Origin of the sequence: Paraburkholderia sp. 32 (assembly GCF_050435345.1) — a bacterium.
In the GTDB taxonomy this organism is placed as follows: Bacteria; Pseudomonadota; Gammaproteobacteria; order Burkholderiales; family Burkholderiaceae; genus Paraburkholderia; species Paraburkholderia tuberum.
In genome coordinates this window covers 2,079,933-2,098,338 of record NZ_JBNDKD010000001.1, presented here as the reverse complement: position 1 = coordinate 2,098,338, position 18,406 = coordinate 2,079,933, and the positions used below count along the sequence as shown (strand labels likewise).

Annotated in this window: 16 protein-coding genes; 13 read left to right on the top strand and 3 right to left on the bottom strand. The window is 62.3% G+C overall.

The window, feature by feature from the left end; all coding sequences use genetic code 11:
* Positions 1–132 precede the first annotated feature (132 nt).
* The 4 genes from OKW26_RS09785 to OKW26_RS09770 all read left to right on the top strand — a co-directional run bounded on the left by OKW26_RS09785 (position 133) and on the right by OKW26_RS09770 (position 4,082).
* Entirely contained in the window at positions 133–1,017 is an 885-nt protein-coding gene (locus OKW26_RS09785) for a GNAT family N-acetyltransferase (protein WP_429353462.1), read from the top strand.
* Positions 1,018–1,023: 6 nt separating this feature from the next.
* A complete protein-coding gene (locus tag OKW26_RS09780; RefSeq protein ID WP_429353461.1) occupies positions 1,024–1,950 on the top strand; it encodes a 2-hydroxyacid dehydrogenase in 927 nt (308 codons plus the stop codon).
* A 183-nt stretch (positions 1,951–2,133) separates the two neighbouring features.
* Positions 2,134–3,531 (top strand): aspartate aminotransferase family protein, encoded by a 1,398-nt coding sequence (locus OKW26_RS09775; protein WP_429353460.1) that lies wholly within the window; start codon positions 2,134–2,136, stop codon positions 3,529–3,531.
* 53 nt (positions 3,532–3,584) lie between these two features.
* Positions 3,585–4,082, top strand: a complete 498-nt coding sequence (locus tag OKW26_RS09770) for an Lrp/AsnC family transcriptional regulator (RefSeq protein WP_429353459.1) — start codon at positions 3,585–3,587, stop codon at positions 4,080–4,082.
* Between the two features lie 36 nt (positions 4,083–4,118).
* Here OKW26_RS09770 and OKW26_RS09765 read toward each other — a convergent pair whose 3' ends face one another.
* Positions 4,119–5,075, bottom strand: a complete 957-nt coding sequence (locus OKW26_RS09765; protein ID WP_429353458.1) for a LysR substrate-binding domain-containing protein — start codon at positions 5,073–5,075, stop codon at positions 4,119–4,121.
* A 135-nt stretch (positions 5,076–5,210) separates the two neighbouring features.
* Between OKW26_RS09765 and OKW26_RS09760 the strand changes: the two genes are divergently transcribed.
* The 4 genes from OKW26_RS09760 (at position 5,211) to OKW26_RS09745 (ending at position 9,771) form a co-directional block, all read left to right on the top strand.
* Positions 5,211–6,302, top strand: coding sequence for a tartrate dehydrogenase (locus OKW26_RS09760; protein ID WP_429353457.1), 1,092 nt, complete (start codon positions 5,211–5,213; stop codon positions 6,300–6,302).
* 25 nt (positions 6,303–6,327) lie between these two features.
* Entirely contained in the window at positions 6,328–7,800 is a 1,473-nt protein-coding gene (locus tag OKW26_RS09755) for an NAD-dependent succinate-semialdehyde dehydrogenase (protein WP_187619387.1), read from the top strand.
* 242 nt (positions 7,801–8,042) lie between these two features.
* Positions 8,043–9,335 carry an NAD(P)/FAD-dependent oxidoreductase gene (locus tag OKW26_RS09750; protein ID WP_429354203.1) on the top strand — a complete coding sequence of 431 codons (1,293 nt, stop codon included), beginning with the start codon at positions 8,043–8,045 and terminating at the stop codon, positions 9,333–9,335.
* Between the two features lie 31 nt (positions 9,336–9,366).
* Entirely contained in the window at positions 9,367–9,771 is a 405-nt protein-coding gene (locus OKW26_RS09745) for a DUF3331 domain-containing protein (RefSeq protein WP_429353456.1), read from the top strand.
* Between the two features lie 485 nt (positions 9,772–10,256).
* Here the strand turns inward: OKW26_RS09745 and OKW26_RS09740 are convergent, their stop codons facing one another.
* Positions 10,257–10,439, bottom strand: a complete 183-nt coding sequence (locus OKW26_RS09740) for a hypothetical protein (protein WP_187619388.1) — start codon at positions 10,437–10,439, stop codon at positions 10,257–10,259.
* A gap of 517 nt (positions 10,440–10,956) precedes the next feature.
* Between OKW26_RS09740 and OKW26_RS09735 the strand changes: the two genes are divergently transcribed.
* A complete protein-coding gene (locus OKW26_RS09735; protein WP_429353455.1) occupies positions 10,957–11,313 on the top strand; it encodes a hypothetical protein in 357 nt (118 codons plus the stop codon).
* A gap of 744 nt (positions 11,314–12,057) precedes the next feature.
* Here OKW26_RS09735 and OKW26_RS09730 read toward each other — a convergent pair.
* Complete coding sequence (locus OKW26_RS09730; protein ID WP_429353454.1) at positions 12,058–12,678, bottom strand: TetR/AcrR family transcriptional regulator; 621 nt, start codon at positions 12,676–12,678, stop codon at positions 12,058–12,060.
* A gap of 181 nt (positions 12,679–12,859) precedes the next feature.
* Between OKW26_RS09730 and OKW26_RS09725 the strand changes: the two genes are divergently transcribed.
* From OKW26_RS09725 to OKW26_RS09710, 4 genes are all read left to right on the top strand, one after another.
* The gene (locus OKW26_RS09725; RefSeq protein ID WP_429353453.1) at positions 12,860–14,368 is read left to right on the top strand and encodes an efflux transporter outer membrane subunit; all 1,509 of its coding nucleotides are present in this window, start codon (positions 12,860–12,862) and stop codon (positions 14,366–14,368) included.
* Positions 14,369–14,385: 17 nt separating this feature from the next.
* A complete protein-coding gene (locus tag OKW26_RS09720) occupies positions 14,386–15,618 on the top strand; it encodes an HlyD family efflux transporter periplasmic adaptor subunit (protein WP_429353452.1) in 1,233 nt (410 codons plus the stop codon).
* Between the two features lie 12 nt (positions 15,619–15,630).
* The gene (locus OKW26_RS09715; RefSeq protein WP_429353451.1) at positions 15,631–17,172 is read left to right on the top strand and encodes a DHA2 family efflux MFS transporter permease subunit; all 1,542 of its coding nucleotides are present in this window, start codon (positions 15,631–15,633) and stop codon (positions 17,170–17,172) included.
* A gap of 125 nt (positions 17,173–17,297) precedes the next feature.
* Complete coding sequence (locus OKW26_RS09710; protein ID WP_429353450.1) at positions 17,298–18,359, top strand: AI-2E family transporter; 1,062 nt, start codon at positions 17,298–17,300, stop codon at positions 18,357–18,359.
* The last annotated feature ends 47 nt before the right edge of the window (positions 18,360–18,406 follow it).

Sequence of the window (18,406 nt, the reverse complement as noted above, 5' to 3'; positions counted from 1 at the left end):
CAAACGCGGCGTTTTGTATTGATTCGAGATTCGGCCATTTCGAGTGCCAAAGATAGAACGATCGTCCTAGTCACACCGCGCACCGGATGACAGAGTGACGACGTAAGCTTTCAGCCATTCAGGGAGTACGGCGTGTCCGATTCGAATACCGGTTCGATTACCTATCGACCTTTCACCCACGACGATATCGCCGCCGCGCATGCGCTGAGTGTTGAGTTCAAATGGCCGCATCGCGCGGACGACTGGCGTTTCGTCGCGCAACTGGGTGCGGGTTTCGTCGCGGAAGACGCGAGCGGCGTGATCGGCACGGCGTTGTGCTGGAAATACGGTGCCGACCGGGCATCGCTCGGCATGGTGATCGTGTCCTCGGAACAGCAAGGGCGCGGCATCGGCAGCAACCTGATGGATCTGGTGCTGGAGGAACTCGGCAGCCGGATCACGTTTCTGCATGCCACACCGGCGGGGCAACCTTTGTACGAGAAGCTCGGTTTTCGCGCGGTCGGCATGCTCGACCAGCATCAAGGCGCGGCATTCCAGCCGCCGCTCGTTTCCTTGCCGCCCGGGGAGCGGCTGCGTCCGCTCGGGTCGAGCGATACTGCGCGGATCGTCGAACTGGCATCGCAGGCAAGCGGCCTCGACAGGGGCGAAGTCCTGCCCGCGCTGCTGAATACCGCCGACGGCATCGCCCTCGATCGCGACGGCGAACTGGTCGGCTTCGCGCTGTTTCGCCGCTTCGGGACAGGCTTTGCGATCGGGCCCGTGGTCGCGCCCGCGTCGGAGGATTCGAGCCGCGCCAAGGCGTTGATCAGCCACTGGCTGGCGCTCAACGAAGGCGTGTTCGTACGCATCGATACGCCAGGCGAGAGCGGGCTGACCGAATGGCTGACACAGTTGGGAGTTCCGCGCGTTGATACGGCCGTCAAAATGGTTCGACCCGCCACGCCGGCTGATCTTGCAGGTGCGGGCAAAAGCGGCCCCTATCTGCAATACGGCATCATCAACCAGGCGATCTGCTGATCCACCATGACCTTCCTTTATAAGGCCGACCCGGCGCGTGGCGCGCAATGGGCCAGACTCTTCGCGCAGAAAGCACCGGACCTGCCGTTTCACGTCTGGCCCGATCTCGGCGACCCGGCCGCGATCCGCTACCTCGCCGCCTGGCAACCGCCGCAAGATCCCACCCGCACCTTCCCGAACCTGGAAATCGTTTTCTCGGTCGGCGCGGGCATCGATCAGTTCGACCTGTCGGGCGTGCCGGCGCATATACCGGTGGCGCGGATGATCGAGCCGGGGATTATCGAAGGAATGGTCGAATACGTCACACAAGCGGTGCTGACGATTCATCGCGATCTGTTCGACTACGGTCTCCAGCAGCAACAACAGATCTGGCGTGAACTGCCGCTCAAGCCGGCCGGCGAGCGCCGCGTTGGCGTGCTGGGGCTCGGCGTGCTGGGCACGGCGGTGCTGGACAAGTTGCGGCTATTCGGTTTCGCCTGCGCAGGTTGGAGCCGATCGCCGCGCGAGATCGAAGGCGTCGAATGCTGTGCGGGCGAAGCCGCGCTTGATAAGTTTCTCGCTCGCACCGACATCCTGATCTGCCTGTTGCCGCTCACACCGGCGACACGCGGCCTGCTCGATGCCGAACTGTTCGCGAAGCTGCCGCGCGGCGCATCGCTGATTCAAACCGGGCGCGGTCCGCATCTGAATCAGGACGATCTGCTGGTGGCGCTGGACAGCGGCCAGTTGCACAGTGCCATTCTCGACGTCACCGATCCCGAGCCGCTGCCCTCCGGCCACCCGTTGTGGACGCATCCGCGTGTGCGTATCACACCCCATATTGCCAGTGCGACACGGCCGGAGAGCGCCGTCAACGTGGTGCTCGAGAATCTGCGCCGCCATCGCGAAGGCCGGCCGATGGTCGGTCAGATTGATCGGACACAGGGATATTGAACGCGCCGCTGCCTGAAACGCCCGCCCGTCGCGGCTTTTCTGCGTCCGCAGCAGAAAATGCCGAGACCAGGTATCAAAACGCGTCGGACGCGCTTTTCGGACGGTTGTTTAGGTGAGCACGTGATCGTCGTAGGTCAGTAGTATGGAGCGGTCAACAGCCCCTTTCCGCGACGAGAAACCATCATGCCGATTCATTCGCTCATTGAAGCCGACCGCAAACATCTGATTCACCCGGTTATCAGCTACCGCGCGCACGAGGCGCGCGGCGTCACCGTCCTCGAGTCCGCCCACGGCGCGTTCCTGCGCGACGCGGCCGGCAACGAGCTGCTCGACGCCTTCTCAGGTCTGTGGTGCGTGAACGTGGGTTACGGCCAGCAAAGCATTGTCGATGTGGCCACCGAGCAGATGAAGAAACTGCCCTACGCGACCGGCTATTTCCATTTCGGCTCGGCCCCGGCAATCGAACTCGCACAAAAGCTGGTGGAAGTGTCGCCCGTTTCGCTGCAACATGTGTATTTCACACTCGGCGGGTCCGATGCAGTCGATTCGGCCATCCGTTTCATCACGCACTACTTCAACGCAACCGGGCGGCCGGCGAAGAAACACGTCATCGCGCTGCAACGTGGCTACCACGGTTCGTCGACGATGGGCGCGGGGCTCACCGCGTTGCCCGCGTTTCACCGCAACTTTGATCTGCCGTTGCCGAACCAGCATCATCTGCCGTCGCCGTATGCGTACCGTAACGATTTCGCCGACGACGCCGCGTTGATCGCCGCTTCGGTGGCTGCACTCGAAGCGAAAGTGGCCGAACTGGGCGTGGACAACGTCGCGGCCTTCTTCTGCGAACCGATCCAGGGTTCGGGCGGCGTGATCGTGCCGCCGGTCGGCTGGCTAAAAGCGATGCGCGACAGTTGCCGTCAGCTCGGTATTCTGTTCGTCGCCGATGAAGTCATCACCGGTTTCGGCCGTACCGGTCCGCTATTCGCCTGCCAGGGTGAGAACGTCGAGCCGGATCTGATGACCGTGGCAAAAGGCTTGACCGCCGGCTATGCGCCGATGGGCGCCGTGCTGATGTCAGACGAAATCTATCAAGGCATTGCCGACGGCGACGCCGAAGCGGTTGTCGGCCACGGCCATACGTACTCGGCGCATCCGGTGAGCGCGGCGATCGGTCTCGAGGTAATGCGCCTCTATCACGAAGGCGGCCTGCTCGCGAACGGCGTCGCCCGCGGCCCGCGCTTCGCACGCGGCCTCGACGCGTTGCTCGCGCATCCGCTGGTGGGCGACTCGCGCCATCGCGGCCTGCTCGGTGCACTCGAGCTGGTGTCGGACAAAGACAGCAAGGCCGGATTCGACCCGTCGCTGAAACTGTCAGAACGGATCGCCGCCGCGGCGTATGAAAACCGCCTGATTTTCCGCGCGTTCGGCGACAACATTCTCGGCTTTGCGCCGGCGCTGTCGTACACGGAAGCGGAGTTCGATCTGATGTTTGAGCGCCTCGAAAAAACCCTCGACGACGTTCTCGGACAAGCCGATGTACGGGCCGCGCTGAAGGTCAAAACTCATGCCACTGCGTGCTAGAGTAGAGGGCCCTTCGAGTCCCTTTCACCTTTCGCCGGAGCGACAACGTTACGATGAGTAGCGACTGCAAGCTGGACCGGATTGACCTGCGCATACTTTCCCAGTTGCAGAAGGAAGGCCGCATAACCAACGTCGAGCTTGCCGACGCGGTCGGCCTTTCGCCCAGTCCGTGCCTGATCCGGGTCAAGCGTCTGGAGAACGCCGGCTACATCATCGGGTACGGTGCGCAGATCCAGCTCGAAAAACTCGGCGAGGTGCAGCTTGTGTTTACCGAGGTCACGCTCGCCGATCATCGGCGGGAAGACTTCATCAAGTTCGTGAACGCGATCAAAGACGTCGACGAGATCGTCGAGTGTCATCTAGCGAGCGGCGGTTATGACTATTTGCTGAAGTTCGTCACGCGCAGCGTGAGCCATTATCAAAGCATCGTCGAAGGTCTGCTGGAGCGCGATGTCGGCATCGACAAATACTTCAGCTACGTGATTATCAAGTCGCCATTTGTGAAGAGTCACTACCCGCTCGAAGCACTGTTCTCGCAGAACCATCACTAGGCGGTGCTTTACCCGTGATCTCCTGGAGCTTGCCGCTTAACGCGCGGCAGCTCCGGCCATGTTCACGCCGGCCGCATCGTCAGCCGGAGGTCTCCATTGCGCGAATTCCTCGCTTAGAAAGTCGACGCATACCCGCACTTTTGCCGACTGAGCGAGCCGCGCCGGGTACACCGCCCACAGGTTCGCGGGTTGCGCGACTTCGGGAAGAACCTGCTGCAACTGGCCGCTGTCGAGCAAGGGCCGCACGTCCCACATCGAACGCAACACGATGCCACGCCCGGCCAATGCCCATTGCACCGCCACCTCGCCGTGATTGGTCGACAATGGTCCCATGACCTTGATCGACGCCGTTTCGCCGCGCACCGTCAAGCGCCATAGACCGAATGGATGATCGCGCTCCTTGATTGCGAGACATGCGTGCGAGCACAGATCGGCGAGTTGCCGCGGCGCGCCGTGCCGCGCGAGGTATTCCGGCGAAGCGCACAGTACACGATGATTTGACGCGAGCCGCTTCGCAATCAGATGCGGGGCGATCTCGTCGCCGATGCGAATATCGAGGTCGAAGCCCTCGCCGCCGACATCGACGAGACGGTCGAACAGATCGAGCCGCACGCTCAATTGCGGATAGTGCTCGGAGAAGCGCGCCAGCGCGGGCGCGACAAAACGGCGGCCAAAGCCGAAGCTGCTGGAAATGCGCAGCTTCCCGCCGGGAATGCGGCGCGTGGTAGAGACGTCTTCCACCAGTTGATCGACATTGTCGAGAATCTTTTCGGCCCACGTGTAGACACGCTCGCCCGCTTCCGTAATCGCGACGCGGCGAGTGGAACGGTGCAACAGGCGCGTACCGAGCGTAGTCTCGAGCACGTTGATCCGTTTACTGACGTACGCCGCGGACACCGACAAAGCCTCTGCCGCTGCGCTGAAGCTCGATTTGCGCGCCACTTCGCAAAACACACGCAAATCGCCGAGATCGGGTGACGGGTTGATATTCATTGGTCGCCTGGTCGCCAACACGATTGTACACGAATCGTGCACAGTGGCTTAACTAAAGCGATCATTTTAGTCTCAAACAGCAGGAATAAAATAGCCGTTATCGAATCGTCCAGAAGCCCAACGGAGGAGCACAACATGTCGAAGAAATATCGCATTGCAGTCATACCCGGCGACGGCATCGGTATCGAGGTGATGCCGGAAGCCATTCGCGTGCTGGACACGGTGAAGAAACGCTTCGGCATCGAACTGGAATATCAGCACATTGAATGGGCGAGCTGCGAGTACTACGCAAAGCACGGCAAGATGATGCCGGACGACTGGAAAGCCCAATTGCAGTCCGCGGACGCGATTCTGTTCGGCGCGGTGGGCTGGCCGGACACAGTGCCTGACCATATCTCGCTGTGGGGCTCGCTGCTGAAGTTCCGGCGCGAATTCGATCAGTACATCAACCTGCGCCCGGCCCGGCTTTTCGCCGGCGTGCCGTCGCCGCTCGCGGGACGCAAGGCGGGCGACATCGATTTCTGGATCGTGCGAGAAAACACCGAGGGCGAATATTCGTCGGTGGGCGGCGTGATGTTCGAAGGCACGGAGCGCGAATTCGTGCTGCAGGAATCCGTGTTCACGCGGCAGGGCAGCGAGCGCGTGCTGAAGTTCGCGTTCGACCTCGCGCAACGGCGCGAGCGCAAGAAGATCACCGTGGCCACGAAGAGCAACGGCATCGCGATCAGCATGCCGTGGTGGGACAAATGCGCGGCCGGCATCGCGGCGCAGTATCCCGACGTGACGTGGGACAAGCAGCACATCGACATTCTCTGCGCGCGCTTCGTGCTGAACCCGGATCGCTTCGACGTGGTGGTGGCCACTAATCTGTTCGGCGACATCCTGTCCGATCTCGGCCCCGCCTGCACCGGCACGATCGGTCTCGCGCCGTCGGGCAATCTGAACCCAGACCGCAAGTTTCCTTCGCTGTTCGAGCCGGTGCACGGCTCGGCACCGGACATCGCGGGCAAGAACATCGCCAATCCGATCGCGATGATCTGGTCGGCCGCGATGATGCTCGACTTCCTCGGCAATCACGAGGGCACGGAACGCGAGGCGCACGACGCGATTCTCGCCGCGATCGAAGCAACGCTGGTCGAGGGCCCGCATACCGGCGACCTCGGTGGCAAAGCGACCACTACCGAAGTCGGTCAGTCGATCGCCGCGAGATTCGCTTCACTCGTTTAATTGCGTTCAGGCAACAGGAGGCCATATGGCACGCACATTCGAACTGAGCGAACTCATTCGCTCCGACAACTTCATCGACGGCGACTGGACGCCCGCGCAAGACGACGCGCGCTTTGCCGTGACCGACCCGGCCACCGGCGAGGTCATCGCCGAAGTCGCCGACAGCAGTCCCGCCGACGCCCGCGCCGCCACCGATGCAGCCGCGCGTACCCTGCCCTCATGGCGGGCGCGACTGCCAAAGGAACGGGCCGCCGTACTGCACCGCTGGCATGCGCTGATCGTCGCGAATCAGGACGCGCTCGGCACGCTGATTTCGCTCGAACAGGGCAAGCCACTCGCGGAAGGCAAAGGCGAAGTGGCGTACGGCGCTTCGTATGTCGCATGGTTCGCGGAAGAAGCCACGCGCATCTACGGCGATCTGATTCCGCAGCAGCAGCGCGGCAAACGCATGACAGCGTTGAAGGAACCGATCGGCATCGTCGCGGCGATCACGCCGTGGAATTTTCCGCTGGCTATGATCGCGCGCAAGATCGCGCCGGCGCTCGCCGCCGGCTGCACGGTGGTCGCCAAACCCGCTGAAGACACGCCGCTCACCGCCTCGGCGCTCGTGCTGCTCGCGCATGAAGCCGGTGTACCAGCGGGCGTGCTGAACCTGATCACGGCCTCGCGTGATCACGCGGTCGCCACCGTCGCCGACTGGCTGCACGATGCGCGCGTGCGCAAGATTACCTTCACCGGCTCGACGCCGGTCGGCAAGTATCTCGCGCGGGAATCCGCTGAGACACTGAAGAAACTCTCGCTGGAACTGGGGGGCAACGCGCCCTTCCTCGTGTTCGACGACGCCGACCTCGACGCCGCCGTCACCGGCTTGCTGGCCGCGAAATTCCGCAACGGAGGCCAGACCTGCGTGTGCCCGAATCGCGTCTATGTACAGACAGGCGTGTATGAGCGCTTCGGCGCCATGCTGGCCGAGCGGGTCGGCGCATTGAAAGTGGCGCCCGCCACGGACCCCGCCGCGCAGATCGGCCCGATGATCAACAACCGCGCGCTCGACAAGATCGCCCGCCACGTGGACGACGCCATCTTGCACGGCGCGCGCGTGCTGACCGGCGGCAAGCATCTCAAGGAACTTGGCCCGCACTACTATGCGCCGACCGTGCTCGCCGACGCCACCGCCGAAATGCAGCTGAACAGCGAGGAAACCTTCGGTCCGATCGTGCCGCTGTTCCGTTTCGACAACGAAGCCGAAGCCGTTGCCGCTGCGAACGACACGCCGTTTGGGCTCGCCGCGTATTTCTACAGCGAGAACGTCAAGCGCATCGACCGCGTGTCGCGCGCGCTCGAAGCCGGGATCGTCGGCATCAACGAAGGCGCGGTCTCGAGCGAGGCGGCACCATTCGGCGGCGTCAAGGAATCGGGCTACGGACGCGAAGGCTCGAAGTACGGCCTGGACGACTACCTGTCGATCAAATACCTCTGCCACGGCAATCTCGAATGAGCGCAGACACGAGCATGGACGCCTATCCGATCGAAGTCGAGTTTCCCGATATCTCGGTGTACGCGCAACGTGGCCAGCGCGGCGACGCCCCGTGACTGGCCTACGATTTTTAATGTCGTGATCTTATCATACCTGAACCGTACAGTTTATCTGTGTTGACACGGGCGATCTAGATAACTAGACTGAGCAGTATTGCAAAAGACGTAAGGGAGCAGGAGATCATGCAAGAGAAATATTTGACAATGCGCCAGACGACCCGGATCGTTATCGTCGGCGGTGGCATCGCTGGACTTCTGCTCGCGACCAGGCTGGGCAACACGCTTGGCCGCAGCGGCCGCGCTCAGGTCACGTTGATCGATAAAAGTGCAACCCATATCTGGAAGCCCATGCTGCACACCATCGCGGCAGGCACTCGCGATGTCCAGCAACAGCAGGTCATCTATCTCGCGCACGCCCGCGACCACGGCTTCAACTATCAGCCAGGCGAAATGGAAGGCCTGGACCGCAATGCGCGCATCGTGGAGCTGGCTGCGCTGCGTTTGCCGTCGGGGAAGGTCGTGATCGGACCCCGCACAGTCGAATACGATGTGCTGATTCTTGCGTTAGGGAGTCGCGCCAACGACTTCGGCACACCCGGTGTACTTGATCATTGCCATTTCATTGACAGCCAGGCACAGGCTGAAGTCTTCAACGAAGCATTGCGAATCCGCATATTCCAGAGCGTTGTGACGAATAGCCCGTTGCGCGTGTCTATCGTCGGCGCCGGAGCGACCGGCGTCGAACTGGCAGCGGAATTGAGCCGCTTACTCGAAGTGGCGTCGAGTTACGGCGACCCCGGCATCCGCTCACGTCTGAACCTCACCCTTTATGAAAGCGCACCGCGCGTACTGGCGGCATTTCCGCCGGCGGTGTCGGAGTCCAGCGAGGCACAGTTACGGCATATCGGTTTCACGGTACGAACGGGCACGCGAGTGACCGCCGCCGAATCCGATGGATTCCGGTTGGCCGACGGCAGCAAGCAACCGGCGGATTTGATGGTATGGGCGGCGGGCGTCAAGGCTTCTGATTTTTTAAGCAAACTGGATGGCATAGATAGCAATCGTTCCAACCAGATCATCGTCAGGCCAACCCTGCAGGCGCAGGGTGACGACGCACTATTCGCCCTCGGCGACTGCTCGACGTTGACGCTCGCCGGCAATGAACGTCCTCTCGCACCCACGGCGCAAGTCGCTACGCAACAGGCACAACACCTTGCAAAGCACTTGCCGGACTGGCTCGGCGGTGGTTCATTGCCCGACTTTGCATTTCACGACCTCGGCGCGCTCGTGTCGCTGAGCGACTACAACGCTTTTGGGACACTCGGGCAGTTCGGATTTTTCCGCGGCGGGTTTATCAAGGGCCGATTCGCGCAGCTCAGTCACGCCATGCTCTATCGACAACATCAGCAGGCTTTGCACGGTTTCGGCAAGGCCATGATGCTGTGGACTGCCGAGCGGATTAACGGCTTCGTGCAGCCGAAGATACGGCTGAGCTGAACGCCACCTCACTTTTGACGGGAGTACTGCCATGGATCAATGCGTGACGGCCGACACTGCATGGCAGCGCACAGTGGGCCAACTCGATTGGGGATGCGCGCAACAATTGGCGGCTCGGGTCAGGCATATAGTCGATTCGCGTGGATCGAGCCGTCTGCCGGTCAAGAATGGCGACCTTGCGATCGCGCTGCTCGATCGACCCAGTCCACGAACGGCCACGGTATCGTGGAGCGACCCTCGATATTGCAAGTACGGCGAACAGCTTTGGCGCGTTGCTACAGCGAAACGATCGGGTATATGCGCTTTGAGCGGACAAGGCATCGCCGCAGGCGATGTAATCTACCGCCCCGCAAAGGTCGAGCCGCCTCCGGCAAACGCGGCTGCCATGATGCTCGCAACGTTAGTCGAACTCGCATTTACCGATCCAACTTGTTAGTTTTCGCGGTCGTTTTTCGCTGTTGATACTTCCCGGACGTCGCCGATGCGTGCGAATGTCGCTTAACAGGTATGCAAGGGACGATTGCGAATCTTGCGCGAACGACTCGAAGCGTTTAGTTTGTAGCTTGAGGGTGTCGAACGGAGCTTGGGTGGACGGCGCGCTACGTGTCCAGCCAGCCTGTAAGAACGTCAGGTCAAATCTGCCCCCTGCGAAAGCGAACGTCACGATCTCCGAAGCGTGCCGTTATAGAAGCGCGGGCAAATGGTCACGAAGGCGAAACCGGCAATGGATCGTGCAAAAAAGTTGCCGACCCGATGTCCGTCAAGGGTCCGGCACACCGAGTGTTGAACCCCAGCATGGGCCGCGTCGGTTGCTTGATCCGCGTCAAGGGGGAATGGCGGCATCTCTACCAGCCAACAGAACCGTCATAAGCGCCCCAGTTGACGAGTGATCGAGTGGCCTTCGTCATTGCGCAAGAGGGCTCAGTGCGTCAGGACGCTCGGATGCGCGGCCAGGCGCTCGACCTCGAGTAGCGCCTGACCCAACACATCGATAGCTCCATTCGTGGTGGAGGCCGTAGCAGCGCTGCGCAACGCCTGCTGAACGATGTCGTGAATGACGTCTGTGTTCGATGATCCGGCGTGGAACGTAAGTTGATGTGCCATAAGTATTCCTTCGTAAATGGCGAAGTGTGTGTCAGATAGATGCAGTATAAGCAAACCGCGCCCCTCATTTGACGCTCGCAACTATGAGTTGCGAGATCTCCGACAAACGGGTCTGTGTGAACCGCGATTCGCTGGCATCAGAACAACAAGCGGAAGGTATTGCGATATTCACGTAGCGTCTGGCAACGAACTTCGATTGAAGCGTTACGCTCGACGGCTGATTCCACTAGCGTAACGCCCCGGCTGGATACCGTCGAAGCAAATGTGCCGCGTCGTCATTCAGATGGTCCGCACGGCCCCTGCCTCCGGACACACTAAAGAACTGCGCACCGCTCCAGGGCAATCGGCTACAACCTCACAGCGACGGCAACTATCCGTTCCCCCGGAGATGCTTGTAAGCGGACGGTAAGTGACTAAACTGGCATCAACGAACTGGCAAACAGCACTCATGCCTCGCCAGACCGTTGTTCCCCAAACACCGCGTCTCTGCATCCGACGCTCGATATGGAGTCTGATCATGCCAAAGTCGAAGAGCTTCATCCCCGTCCCTGTTGTCGCGTCGATCCTGTCGTTCTCGACCGTCGCATTCGCTAACAACAATGGTCCGCAAGCGTATGAGCAAGCGGCTGCGCAACCGGTTCAGCGTCAAACGGTCGACTACCATGACCGCACGAGCGCCACTACACAACATGCAATGGACTTTCAGGCGGTGTTAGCCCGCGTGGAAGTCCAACGACAGGCGTTCAACAACTACGGCGGAGCGAATAGTTCGTCCGCTCCCCTCCGGTCAGACAACGTCGCGTCGGGTAGCCCCATCGACTTCAGTACCGCAACAGCATCCTGGCGTTACAAGGCGACCCTGGCCGTGCGTTGATACGGCCTGCGGCTGCTAATCGCATCAAAATCAACACAACCAACTGTAGAGAATTGAAATTAAAAGGACGTTTTTCGTACTATTCGCGTTCCTTACTATCACATCCGTTCTTGCGCAAAGCAATCTGCCTCAGCGATTGCCCTCGCAGCAGCCAGCGTCCGCAGGACAACCCTCCACGAAGCAGTTTTCACCGGGTGGGCCGCAGCTTCCGCAACCTCCGACACAAGCCTCGGCGCAAGTCCCGACCCAGCTTCCGAAATAACCCCCCTGTGGCTGCACAGCCCGCGCAGCCATACGTGGGAGCCCGGCCATCGTCGCGGTTATCCGGATTCTGTTCATCGCCGTAGGCGCATGCGATGCACGACGGCGTTTGCGGCGATTCGTTCATGACGTCGGCAAATCGCTGGCCGCGAGATCCTGGCTGGTTGGGCAATAGACTGCTCTCAACCTTCCTCAGCAATTCCTCAGCAATTCGATGAGGCGCTGCGTCTTCGCCGGGTGCCTGCGGGTTTCGGCGATCGCATGGACCGCGATCGGCGTACCCCGCCATCCGGGCATGATCCCGGACTAGCCGTCCACGGCCCATTCATCGTGACGATTGGCTCCGCAACGGGCTGATTACCCATGTCACGCGTTGCAAACGGCGGATTTTGCCGACGCTGGGCAGGGTGAACCGTCCACCTGGCGACACGATGGCGGTTCGCCTGCCGTCTCCGACGGTCTGCGACCGTCCAGACGCCTGGCCTATGCGGCGTCAGTCCTGTCCGTCGGCCCATATGCGGCGAGGAACACGTCGGCCGCTCTTTGAACGACTTTGGCGATGTTGCGGGAACTGGTATCCGCCGGTACACCCAGCAGGCAGAGCTCCAGCAACTCCGCTTCATACAGCCCGCGCAGATGCGCTGTCGCAATGGCTGCGTTACAGCTGCGCAGCTTCCCGGCGTCAATCGATTGCTGCAGGAAGTCAGTCACCACTTGCCACCCGGGCTTCGGCCCGCGCTCATAGAACAGGACGCCGACGTTCGACCGGCCACCTTCAAAATGCGCGAGACGGCGCACCGCGAGCAGTTGCGGTGTCAGCACCGCAACCAGACAGTGCTTGCCGAAGCTCACCAGTGCGTTACGAACCGGCACGGTGGTATTCAGTTGCTCGAGTGCAGCTTCTACTCCCTGTTGCGCGGCGGAGCCCATGAACTCGGCGAACATCTCGTCCTTCGACCTGAAGTAGTTGTAGAGCGTGGCCTTTGACACGCCTGCCCGCGCCGCAATCTCGGACATCGACGCAAGCTCGAACCCCAATTCACTGAACACCTCAAACGCGGCGTCAACGATCACCTGCCGCTTTGCTTCTGTTTTCACCCTCATCTTTGATGCGCTCCTCCGGTCTGCACGACCGATCAATGACATGGCCGGCGGCACGCCCGTGGCCGGCCTTCGACCTTCAACGTTGCAATTTTACCATACCTGAACCGTACAGTTTATTTGTTGTTGACATCTCCGATTTCGATAACTAGACTGTGCAGTATTGTAAAAGGGAGCAGGGATCATGCAAGAGAGCACCGAGGTTGGGATGCAGCACAAACCAGTGAGGCTGGCCGTCGCGTTCGCCTTCGCCATGGTGGCGAGCGCCTGCGCGCAACTGCCTGACATGCCGCAAAAGCCGGTAACGAAGGACATCAGCAGGTATGAGACGGCACAGAGTCTTGGCGCGGGCGGCGGCAAGCAGGCCGCCACCGCATCTGCCTGGCCCACCGATCAGTGGTGGCTCGGCTATAACGATCCACAATTGAACGGGCTGATCGCGGAAGCGCTCAAGGATGAGCCGACGCTGGCGGCCGCCCAGGCGCGGCTGCATAACGCGGAGGCGTCGGCGCAGGTGGCAGGCGCGGCGCTGCTGCCCGAAGTCAGCGCGCAGGGCTCGGTCGAAAAGCAGAAGCAGAGCTACAACAACGGCACTCCCTCCGCTTTCGTTCCTCACGGATGGCGCCCCTACGGCACCGCCGAGCTCAACTTCAGCTACGAAATCGACTTCTGGGGCAAGAATCGCGCGGCGCTGGCCGCCGCTACGTCGGAGCTCGACGCGGCGCGCGCCGATGCGGCACAGGCCCGCATGGTTCTCTCTGCGTCGATCGCCGCAGCGTATGCCGACCTCGCGCGTCTGTTCGCCGAGCGCGACAGTGCACAGGCGGCACTGCAGGTCCGCACGCAATCCGCGCAGCTGTTCAGGGAGCGTTTCGCGAACGGCCTCGAAACGCAGGCCGGCGTGAAGCAGGCCGAGTCAAAGCAGCAAAGCGCGCAGGCCGACCTGCTCGCGCTGGATGAATCGATTGCACTCGAGCGCAACCAGATCGCCGCATTGATGGGTGCCGGTCCCGACCGCGGCTTGCGTATCGAGCGTCCGGCCGTCGATCTGACCCAGCCTGCCGGCATGCCCGCCAACCTTGGACTCGGCCTGCTTGGCCGTCGCCCGGACGTGGTCATTGCACGCCTGCGCGTAGAGGCGGCGGCGAAGCGGATCGACGTCGCGCGCGCCGGGTTTTACCCGGACATCACGCTCGGCGCGTCGATCGGCTTCCAGTCGCTTGGCCTGAACATGCTGACGAACGCGGCTTCGCTGGCCGGCAACTTCGGGCCGGCGGTCACGCTGCCTATCTTCAACGGCGGACGTTTGCGCGGCGAACTGCGCGGCAAGCGGGCGACCTACGACGAGGCGGTCGCGAACTACGACGAAACGCTGACGAAGGCGCTGCACGACGTGGCCGACGTTGCCGCAAGCAAACGCGCGCTGGCGGATCGGCTGCAAGCGACGCAGGCCGCCTACGACGACGCCGCCCAGGCGCACCAGGTCGCACTCGATCGCTATCGCGCCGGCCTTGCCGGTTATCTCGAAGTGCTGAACGCCGCCGACACGATGACTTCCGCGCAGCGCCAGCTCGCCGATATCCAGTCGCGCACCTTCTCGCTCGATGTCGCGCTCGTGCGCGCACTCGGCGGCGGCTATCAGGCCAGCACGCCGGCCGCGACCGACGCAACCCATCTTAACAAGCAAAGCTGATTTCAAGGATCCCGATCATGTCTGAAACCCAATTCGTCAAAACCAGCGAGTCGCTGATGCCGGACTCGCCCGCTTCCGCTGCTTCCGCTGCTTCCGCTGCTCCCGCTGCTCCCGCCGATACCGGCGCTGCGGCCGGCGCTCCCCCTTCGAACCGCAAGAAGCTGTTCGCGCTGCTCGGCGGCGCCATTCTCGTCGCCGGTCTCGGGTACGCGAGCTACTGGCACTTCGTCGCGTCGCATTACGTGTCGACCGACAACGCCTACACTGCAGCCGAAGTCGCATCGATCACGCCGGCGGTCAGCGGCATCGTCAAAAGCGTGCCGGTCGTGAATACGGAGCAGGTCCACAAGGGCGACGTACTGGCCGTAGTCGACGACACCGACGCAAAGATCGCGCTGGCGCAGGCCGAAGCCGATCTGGGCCGCGCCGAACGCAAGGTGCGCGGCTATGTCGCGACGGATACGCAGCTGAGCGCGCAAGTCAATGCGCGCGCAGCGGACGAATCCCGCATGGCCGCGCAGATCGCGTCGGCCCAGGCCGACTTTGACCGCGCGGCGATCGACCTGCAGCGTCGCGAAGTGCTCACCCGCACCGGCAGCGTATCGGGCGAAGAGCTGAGCAACGCGCGCGCGGCGTTTGCCACCGCCAGGGCGGCGCTCGACGCAGCCCGCGCTGCGGCCTTGCAGGCGAAGGCAAGCCGCGATGCCGCCGTCGGCTCGCTCGAGGCGAACAGGGTGCTGATTGCGGACACGACGGTCGATACCAATCCGGAAGTCCTGCTCGCACGCGCGAAGCGCGACCAGGCACGCGTCGATCTCGAGCGCACCGTGCTGCGCGCGCCGGTCGACGGTGTCGTCGCGAGCCGCCAGGTTCAGATAGGTCAGCGCGTTCAGACCGGCACCACACTGATGAAAGTCGTGCCGGTCGAATCCGTCTACGTCGATGCGAATTACAAGGAAACCCAACTCGGCAAGGTGCGCATCGGTCAGCCGGTCGAACTGGAGTCGGATCTGTACGGCAGCAAGGTCGTCTATCACGGCAAGGTCGTTGGTTTCTCGGGCGGTTCAGGTTCCGCGTTCGCGATGATCCCCGCGCAGAACGCGACCGGCAACTGGATCAAGGTCGTGCAGCGCCTGCCGGTGCGCGTCAGGATCGATCCGGCCGAGCTTCGCGCCCATCCTCTCGGCATCAACCTGTCGATGGAAGCGACGGTCGACACGCGCGGCGGCAACGACGCGCCCGCACACTAAGGATGCGCCGCCATGTCTTCCAGTCAGGTCAATGACATCGCATTGCCGCCGCTGTCCGGCCCCATGCTGATTCTCGCGGCGGTGATGATCGCCGCCGCCAACTTTGTCGCGGTGCTCGACAGCACCATCGCGAACGTGTCGCTGTCGACCATTTCGGGTGCACTCGGCTCCTCGACCAGCCAGGGCACGTACGTCATCACGTCCTATGCGGTGGCCGAAGCGATCACCGTGCCGCTGACCGGCTGGCTTGCGAGCCGCTTCGGGACGGTGCGCGTGTTCATCACGGCGCTGATCATGTTCGGACTGTGTTCGGCATTGTGCGGGATGGCGACTTCCCTCGGCACGCTGATCCTGTACCGTGTGTTTCAGGGGCTCGCGGGCGGCCCGCTCATGCCGCTCTCGCAAACCCTGCTGCTGCGCATCTTTCCGAAGGAGAAGGCCGCCGCGGCGCTTGGCCTGTGGAGCATGACGACCCTGATTGCGCCGGTGATGGGCCCCGTGCTGGGCGGCGTCATCTGCGACGACTACCACTGGTCCTACATCTTCTTCATCAACGTGCCTGTGTCGCTGATCTGCGGATACGCCGGATGGATGATGCTCAAGCGCTTCGAATCGGAGAAGATCCGGATGCGGATCGACACGGTCGGGCTCGTGCTGCTGATCATCTGGGTCTCTGCGCTGCAGATCATGGTCGATGATGGCAAGGACAAGGACTGGTTCAGCTCGATGGAAATTCGCGTCCTCGCGATCGTTGCGGTGATTGGCTTCCTCGCCTTCCTCATCTGGGAGCTGACCGAGCGAAATCCCATCGTCGATCTGCGCGTGTTCCGTCATCGCGGCTTTGCCGCGAGTGTGGTCACCATGTCGCTGGCGTTCGGCGCGTACTTCGGCGCGACGGTGCTCACGCCCCTGTGGCTGCAGAACAATATGGGGTACACGGCCACGTGGGCCGGGTATGCCCAGGCGACGACGGGCATCTTCGCGGTGGTCGCCGCGCCGTTTGCAGCCAGGCTGTCGACGAAGTTCGATGGTCGCTGGCTGGTGTTTGCCGGCGTGATGTTGCTCGGCTCGGTGACGCTGTTCCGCACCCATGCGAATTCGGACATGGACTTCTGGCAGGTGGCACTGCCGCTGCTGCTGCAAGGCATCGGCCTGCCGTTCTTCTTCGTGCCGACGACGAGCATCGGCCTGAGCAGTGTCGACGAGCCCGAAACGGCGTCGGCGGCGGGACTGATGAGCTTCTGCCGGACCTTCAGCGGGGCGATTGCCACGTCGGTCGTCAACACGTTGTGGGAGGACAAGACCAAGTTCAACCGCGCGGAGCTGTCGGGCCTGGTCGATCAGGCCGGCCACTTCATGTCCTCGCTGACCGGTTCCGGCTGGAGTGCGGATCAGGCGCAGGCGCAGATCAGCAGCATGGTCGAGTCGCAGGCGGTGATGCTCGCCACCAACCAGCTTTTCTTTAACATCGCATGCTGCTTCGTCGTCGGCGCGCTGGCGATCTGGCTTGCGCCCAGACCGACGCGTGTCGCCGATACGTCACAGGCGCATTGAAGGCCAACGCGGGGCGCGCGCGCCCCGCTTTCGCCGATGCTGAATGACGACTACGGATGACCTCCTCGATACCCCGCCGCTTTTTTGCCTGTCACGTGCGGGTCACCTGAATACCACTCCCGACCATGATCCTGACTTCCTATCAGCGCCAGACCCTCGTCTGGTGCGCCATCGCGGCTGGCCTCGGTATCCTTCTATGGATCTTGCGCCCGGTTCTCACGCCATTCCTGCTCGGCGCGCTCATCGCGTACATGCTGCAGCCGGGCGTCGAGTGGCTGGTGCGCCAGCGTGTGCCGCGTACGCTGGCCGTGCTCCTGATGATGCTCCTGTTTGCATCGCTCCTCACGCTGCTGCCCCTGCTTGCGTTCGCCGTGATGCACAAGGAAGGACCGGCACTCGCGAAGAACCTTCCCGTTTTCATCACCGGCCTGAACGCGTGGCTGCAACCCAGGCTGGCACTGCTGGGTGTCCGCTACTCACTCGATCTGGCCGAGGTCCGCCACCTGCTGACCGGCGACACGATCGACGATGGCCAGACCGTCATACTCGCCGCCTGGCAGTATATGCGTACCGGCAGCAACGTCGTGCTTCCGGTTGTCAGCAACGTCATACTGGTGCCGCTTGTCCTTTTCTATCAGCTTTACGATAGGCACCAGCTATTCGCGCGGCTAGAAAGCTTTGTGCCGCGGCGCTGGGTCGGCAAGGTCCGGACACTCGTGGCCGAGATGGACCACATGCTGTCGCAATACCTGCGCGGCCAGTTGCTGGTGATGGGCGTGCTCGCCGTGTTCTACCCGATAGCGTTGACTCTGGCCGGCCTCGACATCGCGCTGCCCATCGGACTGTTCACCGGCTTCGCGGTGTTCATCCCCTACGTGGGTTTCGCCCTGGGACTCACCCTTGCCCTTCTTGCCGCGCTTCTGCAGTTCGGCGGCTGGTACGGCATCGGCGTAGTCGCCGCCGTGTACGGAACTGGGCAGGTTCTCGAAAGCTGTTTTCTTGTTCCCAAGCTCGTGGGTGACCGCATCGGTCTGCACCCGCTCGCGGTGATCTTCGCTCTGCTTGCGTTCGGCGAGCTTTTTGGCTTTTTTGGCGTGCTGCTCGCACTGCCGGTCAGTGCGATCCTTGCAGCGTTGCTGGGCGACCTGCGACGCCGCTATGTGGCCAGTGCGCTCTATAAGGATTGACCGCCGGTTTGCCCCCGGATGTCGATCTGCCGCCCGGACAATGCGGG